This is a genomic window from Pseudomonas idahonensis, assembly GCF_037903935.1.
Taxonomy (GTDB): Bacteria; Pseudomonadota; Gammaproteobacteria; order Pseudomonadales; family Pseudomonadaceae; genus Aquipseudomonas; species Aquipseudomonas danubii.
On record NZ_CP149586.1, the window covers coordinates 1,801,038 to 1,817,047 of the forward strand.

Annotated in this window: 16 protein-coding genes; 6 read left to right on the forward strand and 10 right to left on the reverse strand. The window is 62.5% G+C overall.

The window, feature by feature from the left end; genetic code table 11:
• Nucleotides 1–3 precede the first annotated feature (3 nt).
• Complete coding sequence (locus WIN67_RS08140) at nucleotides 4–591, reverse strand: YecA family protein (protein ID WP_102864084.1); 588 nt, start codon at nucleotides 589–591, stop codon at nucleotides 4–6.
• 274 nt (nucleotides 592–865) lie between these two features.
• Between WIN67_RS08140 and recQ the strand changes: the two genes are divergently transcribed.
• Both recQ and WIN67_RS08150 read left to right on the forward strand, forming a co-directional pair.
• Nucleotides 866–2,992, forward strand: coding sequence for a DNA helicase RecQ (recQ, locus tag WIN67_RS08145; RefSeq protein WP_102878823.1), 2,127 nt, complete (start codon nucleotides 866–868; stop codon nucleotides 2,990–2,992).
• Nucleotides 2,993–3,111: 119 nt separating this feature from the next.
• Nucleotides 3,112–3,546 carry a MarR family transcriptional regulator gene (locus WIN67_RS08150; RefSeq protein WP_102864082.1) on the forward strand — a complete coding sequence of 145 codons (435 nt, stop codon included), beginning with the start codon at nucleotides 3,112–3,114 and terminating at the stop codon, nucleotides 3,544–3,546.
• Between the two features lie 96 nt (nucleotides 3,547–3,642).
• Here the strand turns inward: WIN67_RS08150 and WIN67_RS08155 are convergent, their stop codons facing one another.
• Nucleotides 3,643–5,832 carry a patatin-like phospholipase family protein gene (locus WIN67_RS08155; RefSeq protein ID WP_102864081.1) on the reverse strand — a complete coding sequence of 730 codons (2,190 nt, stop codon included), beginning with the start codon at nucleotides 5,830–5,832 and terminating at the stop codon, nucleotides 3,643–3,645.
• A gap of 72 nt (nucleotides 5,833–5,904) precedes the next feature.
• Between WIN67_RS08155 and WIN67_RS08160 the strand changes: the two genes are divergently transcribed.
• Nucleotides 5,905–6,192 (forward strand): SelT/SelW/SelH family protein, encoded by a 288-nt coding sequence (locus WIN67_RS08160; RefSeq protein WP_102864080.1) that lies wholly within the window; start codon nucleotides 5,905–5,907, stop codon nucleotides 6,190–6,192.
• On the opposite strand, the gene WIN67_RS08165 is transcribed toward WIN67_RS08160, so the two are convergent.
• Together WIN67_RS08165 and WIN67_RS08170 are read right to left on the reverse strand one after the other, a co-directional pair.
• A complete protein-coding gene (locus WIN67_RS08165) occupies nucleotides 6,186–7,079 on the reverse strand; it encodes a DMT family transporter (RefSeq protein ID WP_110595137.1) in 894 nt (297 codons plus the stop codon). The genes WIN67_RS08160 and WIN67_RS08165 overlap by 7 nt on opposite strands.
• A gap of 229 nt (nucleotides 7,080–7,308) precedes the next feature.
• Nucleotides 7,309–8,118 (reverse strand): AraC family transcriptional regulator, encoded by an 810-nt coding sequence (locus WIN67_RS08170; protein WP_339070916.1) that lies wholly within the window; start codon nucleotides 8,116–8,118, stop codon nucleotides 7,309–7,311.
• A gap of 132 nt (nucleotides 8,119–8,250) precedes the next feature.
• On the opposite strand from WIN67_RS08170, the gene WIN67_RS08175 reads away from it, so the two are divergent.
• Nucleotides 8,251–9,072: a UDP-2,3-diacylglucosamine diphosphatase gene (locus WIN67_RS08175; protein ID WP_102878827.1), complete on the forward strand. Its 822-nt coding sequence runs from the start codon at nucleotides 8,251–8,253 to the stop codon at nucleotides 9,070–9,072.
• Between the two features lie 139 nt (nucleotides 9,073–9,211).
• Here WIN67_RS08175 and WIN67_RS08180 read toward each other — a convergent pair whose 3' ends face one another.
• On the reverse strand, nucleotides 9,212–9,523 hold the full coding sequence (locus WIN67_RS08180) for a DUF962 domain-containing protein (protein ID WP_102878828.1): 312 nt from the start codon (nucleotides 9,521–9,523) through the stop codon (nucleotides 9,212–9,214).
• Between the two features lie 158 nt (nucleotides 9,524–9,681).
• Between WIN67_RS08180 and WIN67_RS08185 the strand changes: the two genes are divergently transcribed.
• Nucleotides 9,682–10,743 carry an AraC family transcriptional regulator gene (locus WIN67_RS08185; RefSeq protein WP_339070917.1) on the forward strand — a complete coding sequence of 354 codons (1,062 nt, stop codon included), beginning with the start codon at nucleotides 9,682–9,684 and terminating at the stop codon, nucleotides 10,741–10,743.
• On the opposite strand, the gene WIN67_RS08190 is transcribed toward WIN67_RS08185, so the two are convergent.
• The gene (locus WIN67_RS08190; RefSeq protein ID WP_102864075.1) at nucleotides 10,700–12,154 is read right to left on the reverse strand and encodes a TrkH family potassium uptake protein; all 1,455 of its coding nucleotides are present in this window, start codon (nucleotides 12,152–12,154) and stop codon (nucleotides 10,700–10,702) included. The genes WIN67_RS08185 and WIN67_RS08190 overlap by 44 nt on opposite strands.
• 122 nt (nucleotides 12,155–12,276) lie before the next feature.
• On the opposite strand from WIN67_RS08190, the gene WIN67_RS08195 reads away from it, so the two are divergent.
• Complete coding sequence (locus tag WIN67_RS08195; protein WP_102864074.1) at nucleotides 12,277–12,843, forward strand: nitroreductase family protein; 567 nt, start codon at nucleotides 12,277–12,279, stop codon at nucleotides 12,841–12,843.
• 81 nt (nucleotides 12,844–12,924) lie between these two features.
• On the opposite strand, the gene WIN67_RS08200 is transcribed toward WIN67_RS08195, so the two are convergent.
• The 4 genes from WIN67_RS08200 to WIN67_RS08215 all read right to left on the reverse strand — a co-directional run bounded on the left by WIN67_RS08200 (nucleotide 12,925) and on the right by WIN67_RS08215 (nucleotide 16,009).
• On the reverse strand, nucleotides 12,925–14,265 hold the full coding sequence (locus tag WIN67_RS08200) for a sensor histidine kinase (RefSeq protein ID WP_213664921.1): 1,341 nt from the start codon (nucleotides 14,263–14,265) through the stop codon (nucleotides 12,925–12,927).
• Nucleotides 14,266–14,332: 67 nt separating this feature from the next.
• Nucleotides 14,333–14,770, reverse strand: a complete 438-nt coding sequence (locus WIN67_RS08205; RefSeq protein WP_102864072.1) for a Spy/CpxP family protein refolding chaperone — start codon at nucleotides 14,768–14,770, stop codon at nucleotides 14,333–14,335.
• A 143-nt stretch (nucleotides 14,771–14,913) separates the two neighbouring features.
• A complete protein-coding gene (locus tag WIN67_RS08210) occupies nucleotides 14,914–15,591 on the reverse strand; it encodes a response regulator transcription factor (protein ID WP_110652182.1) in 678 nt (225 codons plus the stop codon).
• A gap of 7 nt (nucleotides 15,592–15,598) precedes the next feature.
• Nucleotides 15,599–16,009, reverse strand: a complete 411-nt coding sequence (locus WIN67_RS08215) for a translation initiation factor 2 (protein WP_102864070.1) — start codon at nucleotides 16,007–16,009, stop codon at nucleotides 15,599–15,601.
• Nucleotide 16,010 lies beyond the last annotated feature (1 nt).

Genomic DNA, 16,010 nt, shown 5'->3' on the forward strand with positions numbered 1-16,010 from the left:
GACTCAGTGGTGGCGAGGCTTGAGCAGCGCCGGTTTTTCGTCGGGTGCGTTGCACAGCAGGTACAGCGCGGTCAGTGCTTCGGGGATCTGCACGATCATGTCGTCCATCAGGTTGGCATCGCTGGCGATGTCGGAGAATTCCGGCTGCTCGTCGAACAGGCCGGAACCCACCATGATCGGCAGCAGCATCTCGCTGACTTCTTCCTCTGCGGTTTCGAACCAGGCTGCTTCACGCAGGAACACGCCTTCCATGAAACCGATGCACCAGCCGCGCAGGTCGGAGTCGTCCGGGTCGTCGCCCAGATCGAGTTCGCAAGGCAGCTCGAACTCTTCATCGGAGGCCAGTTGGCGCGCGATGTGCGCCTTGAGGGCCAGCAGCGTGGACTCGATGGCTTCGCGTTCGGCGTCGTCGCTGTAATGCGGCTCTTCGGCGAACAGGGCGTCGATCCATTCACGGTCGGGAACGCTTTCCGAGCAGATCGACAGCGCGGTCAAGTAGCCGTGAGCGGCCACGTAGTCCAGCGCCTCGTCGTGCAGATCATCTGCGTCGAGGAAGACTTGCAGGCGGGTTAGTTGCTCAGCGAAGGACATTGACGGCTACCTTGGGGAATAAACGATGCTGAATTCTAGGCTTTCTTGAGCGCTCAAGCCAGCCACGGGGCAGATTTGAGCGGTTCTAAAGGTTACCAGCGGTCCATTGTCGGCGCCCTCTGCCGGGAAGGGCTCGGGTATACTCGCGCGTTTTGTGATGCCCTGCAGGCCCGACGGCAAGTGCGGACAAGTCCGCTAACGCATTTGTCGGTGAACCACGCCGACTTTTCGGCCAGTCTGCATCCAGGGAAATCGGCGATTTTTGGAGTTTTTCATGCTCGAACAGGCTCAACGCGTCCTCAAGGACATCTTCGGCTACGACAGTTTCCGTGGTCGCCAAGGTGCGATCATTGAGCGCGTTGCCAGCGGCGGCGATGCCTTGGTACTGATGCCCACCGGCGGTGGCAAGTCGCTGTGCTTCCAGGTTCCGGCCCTGCTTCGCGAAGGCCTGGCGGTGGTGGTCTCGCCTTTGATCGCGTTGATGGACGATCAGGTGGCCACCCTTGAGGAACTCGGTGTTGCGGCCGCCGCCTTGAACTCGACCTTGAGCGCCGAGCAGCAGCGTGACCTGGCGGCGCGTATTCGTCGCGGCGAGGTGAAAATGCTCTACCTGGCACCGGAGCGCCTGGTTCAGCCACGTATGCTGGCGTTCCTGCAGAACCTCGATATTGCTCTGTTCGCCATTGACGAAGCTCACTGCGTGTCCCAGTGGGGGCATGACTTCCGTCCTGAATACCTGCAGTTGGGGCAGTTGGCGGAAATGTTCCCGAACGTGCCGCGCATTGCCCTGACCGCCACCGCCGACAAGCGTACCCGGGAAGAGATCGTCAATCGCCTGCACTTGCAGGACGCCGAGCGTTTTCTTTCCAGCTTCGACCGACCGAACATCTTCTATCGCATCGTGCCCAAGGAACAGCCGCGCAAGCAGTTGCAGGCCTTCCTCAACGAGCGGCGCAGCGATGCCGGGATCGTCTATTGCCTGTCGCGCAAGAAGGTTGACGAAGTGGCGGCCTTCCTCTGTGAACAGGGCTTTACCGCGCTGCCGTATCACGCTGGCCTGCCCAACGAGTTGCGCGCCTATCACCAGAAACGCTTCCTCAATGAGGAAGGCCTGATCATGGTGGCAACCATTGCCTTCGGTATGGGCATCGACAAACCCAACGTGCGGTTTGTGGCCCACATGGACCTGCCCAAGTCCCTGGAGGCGTACTACCAGGAGACCGGTCGTGCCGGCCGTGACGGCCTGCCGGCGGACGCCTGGATGGCCTACGGACTGCAAGATGTGCTGATGCTCAAGCAGATGCTGCAGAACTCCGAAGGCGACGAACGCCACAAGCGTCTTGAACAGCACAAGCTCGATGCGATGCTGGCCCTGTGCGAGGAAACCCGCTGCCGGCGCCAGACATTGCTGGCCTATTTCGATGAGGACATGCCCCAGCCTTGTGGCCATTGCGACAATTGCGTCGATGGCGTGCAAACCTGGGACGCCACCGAGCCGGCGCGCCAGGCACTGTCGGCCATCTATCGCACTGGTCAGCGTTATGGTGTCGGTCACTTGGTGGACGTGTTGCTGGGCAAGGACACCGAAAAGGTCCGCAGCTTCGGTCATCAGCACTTGTCGGTGTTTGGGGTCGGCAAGGCCCGTAGCGAAGGCGAATGGCGCTCTCTGTTTCGCCAACTGGTGGCTCGCGGGCTGGCGGACATCGACCTTGAAGGTTATGGCGGTCTGCGTCTGAGCGACACGTGCCGGCCCTTGCTCAAGGGCGAGGTAACCCTGGAGCTGCGACGCGATCTCAAGCCGCAAAGCACTCCCAAGAGCAGCACCAGCCAGGCCAGTCAACTGGTACGGGGCGAGGAGCGCGAGCAATGGGAGGCGCTGCGAGCCCTGCGGCGCAAGCTGGCGGAAGAACATGGGGTGCCGCCCTATGTCATTTTCCCCGACTCAACCTTGTTGGAGATGCTTCGCAGCCAGCCCGGCTCCATGGCGGAAATGGCCGAGGTCAGTGGTGTCGGTGCGCGCAAGCTGGAGCGTTATGGCGCGGCGTTCCTCGAAGTGCTGGGGGGCGGTGTCGAGGCGCCGAAGGTGGTCGCCGATATCCGCCACGAGCTGATTACCCTGGCCCGTGCCGGGATGACCCCGGTGCAGATCGCCGGGCAACTGCAGTGCACGGAAAAGAACGTCTACACCTTGCTGGCTGAAGCCATTGGCAAGCAGCAACTGTCCCTGGAGCAGGCGCTGGATCTTCCAGAAGACTTGCTGGGGGAAATCCAGGACGCTTTCCTCGACGGTGAGGGCGAACTACCGCCAGTGGTCGAGATCAGCCAAGTGTTTGCCGGACGAGTCCCCGAAGGTGTTTTGTACTGCGTGCGTGCCGCGCTGCAGTCGGAGTTTGAAATGTGAAGGGGTGCGTCAATGTTGTAACGATTCAGTCCCTTAGAGGCCTTGCCTCCTGGCAAGGGTCATGCTTAGCTGACTAATAATTAGTTTTTCTTTATTTTCAGTCTGATCATGAGTGTTTTATGCCGTTAACCGATGAACACCGTTTTGGTATGCAGCTGGCGCATATGTCTCGCGGCTGGCGTGCCGAACTGGACCGCCGCCTGGCCGGGCTTGGCCTGTCCCAGGCCCGCTGGCTGGTGCTGCTGCACCTGGCCCGTTTTGAAGACGCGCCAACCCAGCGTGAGCTGGCGCAAAGCGTTGGCGTAGAAGGGCCAACCCTGGCTCGGCTGCTGGATAGCCTGGAAACCCAGGGCCTGGTCCAGCGCCAATCGGTGGTGGAAGATCGCCGGGCGAAGAAGATCGTCCTCTGTCCTTCCGCGCGGCCCTTGATCGAGCAGATCGAGACCATCGCCACTGCCTTGCGCCATGAATTGTTCATTGGCGTCGACGACGAAGACCTGCGGGTCTGCATGCGCGTTCATGGGCGCATCCTGGCTAATCTGGAAAAATCCTGATGCCTTCAGCCGGGGTTGCCTGACCCCGGTTCGTCCTATTTTCGCTTCCCTTGAATCCTGCTGATTGCGCCGTCCGGTGCGGCATTTGTGCGCCTGTCAGAAGGTTTGGCCAAGGTTCAGCGACAGGGCCTTCTGGTTGTCGTCGTTGAAGCCGTAGCTGAAGTTCAATGGGCCCAGCGGGGTGTCGAAGCCCAGGAAGATGCTCGCGGCATTGATATAGCCGCTGTCGAAGGCGTTGTCGTTGTTCCACACCCGCCCGCGTTCCAGTGAGCCGCCCAGGTAGAGCGGGAAATCCAGTGGCAGGTAGGAGCGTGGTGTGAGTCGGCGAAAGTACACGGCGCGGGCCAGGGTGATGTTCTGCCCGGACAGGGCATCCTGACGGAAGCCGGACAACTGTCGTGCGCCCCCCAGAAGGAAACTGGAGGTCACGACATCGGCATTGTCCAGGGTTCGGCCATAGCGCCCTCCCAGTACGAAGGTATTGGGGCCGCTGCTCAAGGCCTTGTCGAGCTTGAACTCCCACTGGCGGTAGCGATTGTCCGAACCCAGGCTCGGTTCGAACTGGCGCAGGGTCAGGCCGATGTCTTCACCGGAGTGGGGGAAGTAGACGTTGTCCAGGGAGTCGAAGGAGTACTGCAGCTGGTAATAACCCTCATTGAAGTTCTCGCTGGGCAGGTCGTGATCGCCGATCCGCACATCGGCCTTGCCCCAGGCCTCGCCCACACCGAAACGCACTTCGCCGCTGTTGCCGATCTGCCGCCCCAGATTCAGGCCCAGGCCGTAGCGTTCCAGGCGGTATTCGGCGATCGGATCGTTATCCAGCACCGCCTCGACATTCTGCGCTTGGGCAGCGATAAACGGCGCAATGAAATAGCGTGAACCGGCATCCAAGGGTTGATAGAACTCGCTGTAGATTTCCTGCCGGTCGCCGATCTGCACCCGGGTCAGCCATTCTGCGCCGAGGCTGTTGATACCGTTCATGCGATAGCTGGCGCCGATGTTGAAGGCGCTGTCGCCGCGCATGTCATCGGACAGGTTCAGGCCCAGGCGCAAGTAGTCAGTGCCGCTGCGCTTGCCCCGCGCGCTGATCACCAGGGTGTTGTCCTGGCCTTTGTGCACCACGCGGTATTGCACCTGTTCGAAGAAGTCCAGGCCGTACAGGGTGCCCATGTCGGTTTCCAGGCGACCCAGGTCCAGGGGTTCGCCGATGTGTTGGCGGATGTAGTAGCGAATGACCTCATCGCTGACCTTGGAGTCGTTCTCCACCTTGATTGCGCTGATGATCGGCGTGCGCTGGCTGGGCAGGCGCGCGGCGGCCAGTTGCGCATCCTGAGGCTGGGTCGCACGCAAGCGCGCCAGGCGGGCGTCGAGGATGCGGGTGGCGCGATAACCGGCGTCGATCACCTCCTGGGCTCGACCGAAGTCGGTGACGCCGAAGCTCGACAGCGACGGCTGGATCAGCACGTCGTCCTTGTGCAGCGTCGCCAATTGTTCCTCGGAATTGCGCCGGGTCATCAGGGTAATGGACTGGTTGAGCACGTCGACCACGGTGTTGAGTTGCTTGCGCGAGCGCAGCGGCGTGCCGATGTCCACCACAATGGCGATGTCGACCCCCATGTCCCGGGCGACGTCCAGGGGAATGTTGTCGGTCATGCCGCCGTCCACCAGTAGCCGGCCATCGAGCTCCACCGGCGCAAACACTGCCGGAATCGACATGCTGGCGCGGATCACCTGGGGCAGGTGGCCCTTGCGGAACACCACCTTTTCGCCGCTGGCGATGTCGGTGGCCACGGCCCGGAAGGGTATGGGCAGCTTGTCGAAATCCCGGGTATCGCTGGCGTGCGCCAGCTTGCTTTCCAGCAGTAACGCCAGGTTCTGGCCCTGGATCACCCCCAGTGGCAGGCCCAGGCTACCGTCGTCACGGAAGCTGAGTTTCTGCTTGACCAGGAAATCCCGATCGTCCTGCTTGCGCCGGAAGGGTACGTCTTCCCGGGGCGGAGCGTCGGACAGCGCTTGCCTCCAGTCGATGTTCAGGGCGAGTTTTTCCAGTTCGTCGATCTTGTAGCCCGAGGCATAGAGCCCGCCGATCACCGCGCCCATGCTGGTGCCGGCAATCGCGTCGATGCGGATGCCTTGCTCTTCCAGGGCCTTGAGTACGCCGATATGCGCCATGCCACGGGCAGCGCCTCCGGACAGCACCAGACCGATTTTCGGTCGCGGCGCTTCACTGGATTGAGCGAGCAGGGGCAGCAGGCAGAGGAACAGGCAGGACAGCAGGCGGCGCATCGTGGTTCTCGGGGACGGACGATAAAGCCGGCTATTATAGCGACGCCCTTGAACTCAGGAGTCGGCCGTACCATGACTGAACGTAAACCCGAAGTGGTCATCACCTATTGCACCCAATGCCAGTGGCTGTTGCGAGCCGCCTGGCTGGCCCAGGAGTTGCTGAGCACGTTCAGCGATGACTTGGGCAAAGTGTCTCTGGAGCCTGCTACCGGTGGCACGTTCCGCATTTCCTGCGATGGCGTGCAGATCTGGGAGCGCAAGGCCGATGGCGGTTTTCCCGAGGCCAAGGTACTCAAGCAACGGGTGCGTGACCAGATCGATCCGGAGCGCAACCTGGGCCACAACGATCGTACTCAGTGAGAGCCGGCTTCAGCCGTGGCTGCCTTGCTGCCTGAGCCTATCGACAGGCGACTTGAAACCACGATGGCAACGATGATCAAGGCCCCGCCCATCAGCATGCGCAGCGTCGGATTCTCGCCGAACAGCAGCCAGGCCACGGTAATCCCGTAGACCGGCTCCAGGGCGAAGACCACTGCCGCGGTGCGTGCCTTGATCACTGCCAGGCTGGCGACAAACAGGCTGTGGGCCAGGCCGGTGCAGAAGATTCCCAGCAGACTGATCCACAGCCAGTCCATGGCCCGGACCTGGCCAAGCTCCGGTGCCGCCACCGGTAACAGGCATAGGGCTACCACCACGTTCTGGCAGAGGGCCGCCTGCACCGCAGGAATACGTCCGGAGCTGGCGCGGTTGTTCAAGGACAGCAGGGCAAACAGCAGGCCCGACCCCACGGCCCAGAGCAAACCGGTGGTGGCCTGGCTGGCCAGATCGAAGTCCGGGGTCACCAGCACCAGGCCGATGCTCACGAGGATCACCAGCAGAATCTCGTTAAAGCGGATTCGCTCGCGGAAGATCAGGCCTTCGAGAATCACCGTAAAGGCCGGGAAGCTGGCGAAGCCCAGGGTGGCGATGGCCACCCCGGCAACTTTTACCGCGACGAAGAAACTCACCCAGTGGCCGGCCAGCAGCAGGCCGCTGACCAGCAGGCGCCGCCCATCGGTGGCGGCCAGTTTCTGCCAGGGGGTATTGCTGGCCAGCCGGGCAAAGACGCCCAGGGCGAGTACGGCGAAGGCGGCGCGGCCGAAGACGATGACCGCGGGCGAAGCGGCGGCGAGCTTACCGAATACACCGGTCAGGCCGAACATCAGGGCGCCGATATGCAGGGCGCCAAGGGCGGTACGCGGAGTCATCTCTATCCTTAGCCACAAGACGGGCAGTAATGGCCTTAGGCTTTGTACAAAAAGCCTTGATACTCGGTGATGCTGCGTTGAAAACGGTCTCGTGCGCGAGTCCGATCGGAATGCTCATTTACACCCCGTAAAGTCGAACGCGACCCCGGCCGTTCCTCGACCGTTTTCGCCTTGCCTGACCTTCGCCTCAACACTTTTCGTACAGAGCCTAGGCGGCAATGGGCTCAGTCTAGGGGCGGGCGATCTGTTGGTCTGTCGCGATCCTGGCGTTTTTTGTCGAGGGACTAGCGTCTGCTCCTTGGCGCAGTTGGCGCGGCGAGTGGCCGTACTGCCGCAGTATCGCTGCGGCAAAGGCACTCTGGGAGCTATAACCCACGCGGCTGGCGATTTCGCCCATGGGCAAGGCTGATCCGCGCAACAGTTCCAGGGCCATGTGCAGGCGCCGGCGTCGCACGTATTCCATGGGGCTGGCCCCGCACTCGGCGATGAACCGTGCGTGCAGACGGGCAGCGGACAGCCCGGCGATGCGGGCCAGGTCGGCCACCTGTAAGGGGTGGGCGGCGTGACGATCGATATGGGCATTCAGGGCGGCATAGGGCAGGCGGCGCTCGCCAGGCTGGCTGTCGGCGCAATGGTTGAGGCTGGTCAGCAGCAGGACAGCGCCTTGTTGGGCAATCAAGGGGTCGTCCACCGGGCTGTCCGCCAGCCAGTTGACCAGGCGGCTCTGGCTCGGCCCCAAGACCTGATGTCGGGGCGCATCGAGCAAACGTCGGCTGGCCTCGGCATGTTCGCCCAAAGACTGTTGCACCCAGCGTTCACCGGGTATGTCCAACACCAGGCAATGGCTTCCGCTGGGGCTGCCGCAGACATGCCGGGCGCCGGCCGGCACCACCACGAAGCTCTGCTGCTGCACTTGGCTGCCCTGGCCTTCGACTTCGAACTGGAGCTGGCCACGCAGGCCGAACACCAGTTGCGCATGCTCGTGGCTATGGGCGATTAGGTCATGGGTGTAGTGGCGTAGGGTGAGGATAGATCCCATCACGGTCTCCTTGGCAGGCGGCCAGTGTACACCGGCGGTCGGAGGGCTCGCGTTGTCATCGCACTGCCGCATTTTTGTCATGGGCTATTAATCGCTGCGGCGCAAGCTCGCAAAAAATCCCGGAGAGCGTCCATGACCCATGCCGAACTCGCCAAGCCCAGCCGCAAGCAACGGGTACGGACCTTATGGATTTCCGATGTGCATCTGGGCACCCGGGATTGTCAGGCGCAACACCTGGCGCAGTTTCTCAAGGGGTATCAGGCCGACCGTATCTATCTGGTTGGCGACATCATCGATGGCTGGAAACTGCGGGGCGGCATGTACTGGCCCCAGGCCCATACCAACGTGATCCGCCGCTTGCTGACCATGAGCAAGCGCGGCACCGAGGTGATCTACGTCACCGGCAATCACGATGAATTCCTGCGTCGTTACTCCAAGCTGATCCTGGGCAACATCCAACTGGTGGACGAGGCCGTGCACGTCACGGCTGACGGCCGTCATCTGCTGGTGATTCACGGTGACCAGTTCGACGTCATCACGCGATATCACCGCTGGCTGGCCTTTCTCGGCGACTCGGCCTACGAGTTCACCTTGACCCTCAATCGTTGGCTCAATCATTGGCGGGCGCGCTATGGCTACGGTTACTGGTCGCTGTCGGCCTACCTCAAGCACAAGGTCAAGACTGCGGTGAGCTTCATCAGCGACTTCGAGGAGGCCATTGCCCACGAGTGCGTCAAGCGTGAGTTGCACGGGGTGGTCTGTGGTCACATTCACCATGCCGAGATCCGTAAGGTGGGCGAGGTGGATTACCTCAATTGCGGCGATTGGGTGGAGTCCTGCACAGCCCTGATCGAGCACTGGGACGGCAGCATCGAACTCTATCGCCTGGCCGAGGCCCAGGCCCGGGAAGCCCAGCTCAAGGCCGAGCGCATGAAGATGGCGGAGCCGGCCTGAGCGATGGGTTATCGATCAGGCTTCAGGTGGGGCTGGCCTGTTCCATCGCCGCCTTGTACAGCGACGCTTGGGGCTGGAGTCTATGCCTGCGTCCCGTCACCACAGTGGCTGTAGGGGGCGGCTTGCTGTCCGGCCGGGCCTAGAAGGGGACCTTGCCGAGAATCATGTCGCGGTACATGACGAAGTCCCCCAGCAGGCTGTACAGCGGATGCTGGAAGGTGGCCGGGCGATTTTTCTCGAAGAAGAAATGCCCGATCCAGGCAAAGCCATAGCCGGCAACCGGCAAGGCCAGCAGTAGCAGCCAGGCGCCTTTGCCGATGGCAAAGGCCAGGAGGAAGATCACCAGGCTGGTGCCGATGAAGTGCAGGCGACGGCAGGTGCTGTTGCTGTGCTCACTCAGGTAATAGGGGTAGAACTCGGCGAAGCTGTTGAACTGTCGGATGTTTTCCATGGCCGCGATCTCTGTGCTTGTTGTTCGTGAGCGGATGTTCTGCGGGGAGCTTATTTGAGTCTAGAGTCCTTGGCAGCGCTGGCCAGTGACAATAGGCGCCACTTTAGTATCCTTGTGAAATTGGCCGTAGCATGCGGCTCATCATGTAAGAAACCCTCATGAGCGAACGAACGACTTCTGCAAGCTGGACCTTGGGAATAGTCAAGGCCCTGGAGATGGACGGCCTGGATTGCCGCGCTTTGTTCCTGCAGTTAGGGCTCGACTATGGCGCCCTCGACGACCCCGACGCGCGTTTCACCCAGGACTCGATGACACGGCTCTGGCAGCGTGCGGTCGAGTTGTCCGGCAACCCGGCGATTGGCTTGAACATGGGCAAGTTGGTTCGCCCGGCGTCCTTCCATGTGGCCGGTTATGCACTGATGTCGAGCCGCACCCTGGTAGAGGGCTTTCAGCGCCTGGTGCGTTATCAACGGATCATTGCTGAAAGTGCTGACCTGAGTTTCCGTCTTTTACCTGAGGGTTATGCGCTGATTCTGACGGTGCATGGCGATCATCTGCCCCCTACCCGGCAAAGCTCCGAAGCCTCGCTTGCCTGCGCCCTGGCCTTGTGTGGCTGGTTGACGGGGCGCGCCCTGCAGCCGCGCAAAGTGCTGTTGCAAGGGCCGCAACCGCAGGATGTGCAGCCTTACAAGGACATGTTTCATGCGCCGCTGGTGTTCGCTGCGCCTTTTGATGCGCTGATTTTCGAGCGGGCCGACATGGAAGCACCACTGCCGACTGCCAACGAGGCCATGGCCTTGTTGCACGATCGTTTCGCCGGCGAATACCTGGCGCGTTTCTCCGAGAGCCGGGTGACCCACAAGGCGCGGCAAGTGCTGTGCCGTCTGCTGCCGCAGGGCGAGCCCAAGCGCGAGATGGTGGCGCAGACCCTGCACTTGTCCCAGCGTACGTTGCAACGCCGCTTGCAGGAGGAGGGCACCAGCTTCCAGACCCTGCTCGATGACACCCGCCGCGAGCTGGCCGAACAGTACCTGGCACAGCCGCGCATGACCTTGCTGGAAATTGCCTACCTGTTGGGGTTTGCCGATCCGAGCAATTTTTTCCGGGCGTTCCGTCGCTGGTTCGATGTCACGCCCGGAGAGTACCGGGCGCGGTTGCTGGCGCTGCCGGGCTCAATCAATGACGCCAGAACGCCGGAATGCACAGCACGAACACCGTGATGATTTCCAGCCGGCCCAGGAGCATGCCCAGGGACAGGATCCACTTGGCAGCGTCGGGCAGGGTGGAGAAGTTGCCCGCCGGGCCAATGGTTTCTCCCAGGCCCGGGCCCACCCCGGATACGGTGCTGGCGGCGCCGGTCAGGGCGGTCATCCAGTCCAGGCCCAGCAGCGACAGGGCGAGGGCGATCATGCAGATGGTGATCGCGAAGAAGAACGAGAAGGTCAGGATCGAACGGACGATTTCCTCGTCCAGGCGATGGCCGTTGTACTTCTGCTTGATCACCGCCCGGGGGTGGATCAGCTGATTGAGGTTGGCCTTGAGCAGGATGTAGGCGACCTGGAAGCGGAAGATCTTGATCCCGCCCGCCGTTGACCCCGAACACCCGCCGACGAACCCCAGGTAAAAGAACAGCATCAGTGAGAAATTGCCCCACAGGCTGTAGTCACCCAAGGCAAACCCGGTGGTGGTGACCACCGAGGTCACGTTCAGTGCTACGTGACGCAGGGCCTCCAGCCAGTGCAGGTTGGTGGTCCACCAGTACCAGGTGCCGAGCACCAGCCAGGTCACCAGGAGCATGCCCAGCAAGCCCTGGACCTGCTGATCCTTGATCAACGCTTTGCGGTTGCCCCGCAGGGTTGCCACATAGAGGGCGAAGGGCAGGCTGCCGAGGATCATCACCACCACCGCTACCCAGTGCACCGCCGGTTGCTGCCAGTTGGCCAGGGATTGGTCAGAGGTAGAGAAGCCCCCAGTGGAGATCGCCGACATGGCGTGGTTGATGGCATCGAAGATGTTCATCCCGGCCCACCAGAAGGCCAGGCTGCCGAAGATGGTGATGCCCACGTAGGTGGCGACAATCAGGCGCGCCACCATGTGCGAGCGCGGCATGACCTTTTCCGAGCGGTCCGAAGATTCGGTCTGGAACAGGCGCATGCCACCGATGCGCAGCAACGGCAGGATCGCCACCGCCATGCCGATAAAGCCGATGCCTCCCAGCCAGTGCAGCATCGAGCGCCAGATCAGGATGCCCGGGGACATGCTGTCCAGGCCGCTGAGCACGGTGGCGCCGGTGGCGGTGATGCCGGACATGCTTTCAAAGAACGAGTCGGTGTAACTGATGTGCTGGGTCAGCAGGAACGGCAGGGCGGCGAAGATACACACCACCACCCAGCTGGAGACCGTCAGCAGGTACATGTCCCGGGGGCGCAGGTGAATGTGTTCGGGACGGCCAGGAATCACCAGAGCCAGGCCGGCGATGAAGGTGATCATGCTGGCCCAGAGGAAGGACGGCAGGTCGCCGGTGCGTTCGAAGATCACCAGTGTCGCCATCGGCACCACCATGGCGATGGCCAGGGTGATGAGGAAGATGCCGATAATGAAACCAATGATCCTTAAGGTCGGCAACGCCATGTGTTCCGCTCGGGCTGGTATGAGAAGGGCGCCCATTCTACCTGCGGTGCAGGGCATGTAAACCGGCACCCGGCCGGCAGATACCGCTAGAATAGCCGGACATTTTTTTCAGGAGGTGGCCGATGGAGGCTCTCGACGCTTTGCTCAACCGTGTTTCCGTGCCGCGCCTGGTGGAGCCAGCCCCCACAGCGCAGCAACGCGAAGCACTGTTCGCTGCCGCCTTGCGGGCGCCGGATCACGGGCAACTGCGCCCTTGGCGCTTTCTCACCGTTGAAGGCGAAGCCCGTGACCAGTTGGGCGAACTGCTGGTCGAAGCGGTACAACTGCAAGGCGGCGAAGTGACTCAGGCCGCGTTGGACAAGGCTCGGGCCATGCCGCTGCGTGCACCGCTGGTGGTCGTGGTCGTGGCACGGCTGCAGGAGCATTTCAAGGTGCCCAAGTCCGAGCAATTGCTGGCGGCGGGCTGTGCAGCCCACGGTATTTTGCTGGCAGCCTATGCCCAGGGTATCGGCGCGGTATGGCGCACGGGCGAGTTGTCCTATTCGCCCCATGTGGCCAAGGGGCTGGGCCTGGCGGACGGCGAAGAGATCATCGCCTTCCTTTACCTGGGCACGCCGCTGAACGAACCGCGGGTCGCACCGAAAGTCGACACCGCCGAGTTCGTCAGTGCCTGGACGGCCCGGGCCTGATTATCCCCTTCGAAAGCTGAGTACCTTGCGGGCAAGCCCGCTGCTGTCGAACCTCGCAGCAGCGGCTTGCCCGCGTTGCATTCAGGCCTGCACCACGGCTCCCGGGACCAGGGGCAGCTCCAGCGTGGCGATGAATCCGCCCAGGGGATGGTTGCCCAGTATCAGGCTGCCGCCGTGGCGTTCCGCTGCGCGGCGGGCGATGGCCAGCCCCAGGCCATGGCCTGGAGCACTCTGCCCTGGGGCGCGGAAGAACGGCTCTCCCAGTTGTCGCAAGTGCTCGGCATCCACGCCAGGACCATGGTCGCGCACGCTGATCTGGATCTTCTCGCCCTGACGCAGGGCCGTGACTTCGATCGGTTGCCCGGCAGGATTGAAGCGCTGGGCGTTGCGCAGCAGGTTGTCCACCGCCCGTTCAAGCATGGTCGGCCAGCCCCGCAGGCTCAGTTGCGCTTGGGCAGTGATCTGGACCTGCTGCTCGGGACAGGCCAGTTGCGCGTCTTTTTGCAGGGCCTGCAGCAAGGCGTTGAGGTCGACTTCTTCGGCGCTGGCGTTGTCCGCATCGACCCGAGCCAGCACCAGGATCTCGCTGATCAGGGCCTCCAGACGATCACATTCCCGTGTCAGGCGTGGCCAGAGTCTCTCCCGTTCTTCGGGGGCGGCGCGCTCCGCCAGTGCCAGGGCAATACGCAGGCGCGCCAGGGGCGAACGCAGTTCGTGGGAGACATCCCTGAGCAGTTGGCGCTGGCTGCCGATCAGGCTCTGCAGGCGTGAACCCATGCGGTTGAAGTCTCGGGCCAGCACGCCGAACTCGTCACGGCGATTGGCCAGGCGCGCCAGGCTGTTCTGCTGATAGGTGGCCTGGCCAAGGTCGTGAACCGCGCCGCGCAGGCGGCTCAAGGGGCGGGTGATGGACAGGGTCACCAGCAGGCTGAACAGGGTCAGCACCACCAGGGCAATGGCCAGGGCGCTGAGGGGCCAGGTCAGGCTGTCGCGATGCCAGGCATCCAGTTCCGGATGGGGGATGCGGTAGATGAACAGGTAGGTGTCGCCGGTGGTCGGGCTGGTGTATTCCGCTGTCAGGCGGCGCCAGGGTAGGTGGCGGTCATCGTTGTTCTGCCGGGCTTCGAAGGCAGCCGCGCGGCGCGGGAAAGTCCCGCGTACCACCGGGTCGCCGCTCTCGTTGAGTACCTGAACATCGATGTGGTACTGGCGCTTGCGCTGCTGGAGGATGTCCTGGGCGGCGTCTTCGCCCTGGGTCTCGTAGGTTTGCGTCCACTGCGCGGTGAGGCTGTTGAGCCCCGGATGGCGGCTGAGAATCCAGGCGTCCTGGTTGAGCATGTGCCCAAGCAGGATCGACAGTCCTGCAACCAGGGTGATGGCCAGCCAGAAACTGGCCAGGATGCGCCAGAACAATGAACGCACAGGAACTCCTCGAACGCGAAAGCCCAGTGGGGGAGGCCACTGGGCTATTAGGGTGAACGCTAACGCATTATTGCGCTTTTTGCGGTTGTTGCGCTTTCCAGGCCTTGAACTGGGCCCATTCGGCGCGACGTTCCTCTTGTTTCTTGACGATGGCGTCGAACTCTTTCTGTTGTTCGGGCTTGAGCAGGGCGCGGATGTCGGCCTGGGTTTTCTGCTGTTTGGCGGCCAGTTCATCCTTCATGGCTTTCTGGTCGGCCGGCGAGAGTTTCTCCAGGTACTTTTCCACCACGGCCTTGCGGTCGTGCATTTGCTCGCCCATCAGTTTGCCGATCTGCTGACGCTGTTCACGGCTCAGGTCCAGTTCGCTGAAGGGGCCTTTGCCGCGCATGTGTTCGCTGTGCCGAGGGCCGTCCATCGGACCCATCGGGCCGTTGCCTTCAGGCATGGCCATGGCCACGGTTGGCAGGGCGGCGGCGAACATCAGGGCGATCAGGGTCTTGCGCATGGTGTCTCTCCTTGTCTCATTCCCGGTAAGTTCCGGATGAGTTCAGGTTACCCAGATCAAGGTCAGCGGCAGTCAGCGGAGGGTAAAGCTTGGGTAAAGAAGGTATTTCCGGGCCCTGACAAATGCGCCAGGGCACATTGCAATCACAGGCTGTAGTAATAGCCGCGGCTGCGCAGGGCGACGATTCGTGGGCGGCCGTCGGGGTGGGGGCCGATCTTCTTGCGCAGGTTGCTGACGTGCATGTCCAGGCTGCGGTCATACAGGGTCAGTTTTCGGCCCAGGGCGATCTGCGCCAGCTCCTGCTTGTCCAGGGGCTCGCCAGGCTGCTTGAGCAGGGCTTCCAGCAGGCGACTTTCGGAAACGGTCAGGGCGATGTCCTGATCGTCGATGTTGACCACGCCGCGCACTGGGCTGAAGCACAGATCGCCCAGCTCCATCTGGCTGGAGGCTGCCACCGGGTGGCTGCGGCGCAGCACGGCGCGCAAGCGGGCGGTGAGTTCGCGAGGGTCGCAAGGCTTGGCCAGGTAGTCGTCGGCGCCCAGTTCCAGGCCGAGGATACGGTCCAGGGGCTCGCCACGGGCCGAGAGCATCAGTACCGGCAGGTCGGGGTGGTCGTTGCGCAGTTGCTTGAGCAGCTCCAGGCCGCTGCCGTCGGGCAGCATCACGTCCAGGACTACGGCAGACGGGGCCATTTCCGACAAGGCCCGGCGTGCACTCAGGCCATCGTGGCAGGCCCGCACTTGAAAGCCTTCCTGGCCGAGCCAGCTGCTCAGGAGCTCGCACAGCTCCTGGTCGTCATCAATCAGTAACAGGTCGCTCATGAATCACTCAATTTAGCCATTGTCGACGCTTGCGATGTCCGCCACTGGCAAAGATACCGCAGAGCAGGGCGATGAGGGCCACGCCGCCGCCGGTGACGAACCATTGCTGCTGGTCGGTCAGCAGGCGTGGCGCCGGGTTGGCCTGGGCCTCTTTGAGTTGCAGCTTGAGGCGCTGGTTCTCCTGGCGCAAGCGGGTCAGCTGCGGGCTTTCCCGTTCGGCATCGGCACTCTGCAGTTGTTTGCTCAGCTCTTCACGCAGGCGTTCGCTTTCTTTCAAGCGTTGCTGCAACTCGGTGATCTGACTGCCGGCGCTCAGGGACAGCGGCGTGGAATGGCCGGTTTCCTGGGTTTCCTCGGCAAGGGCCGGAGCCCCGATCGACAACATGACCAACAGCAGGCACAGCGGACCTTGGCGCATC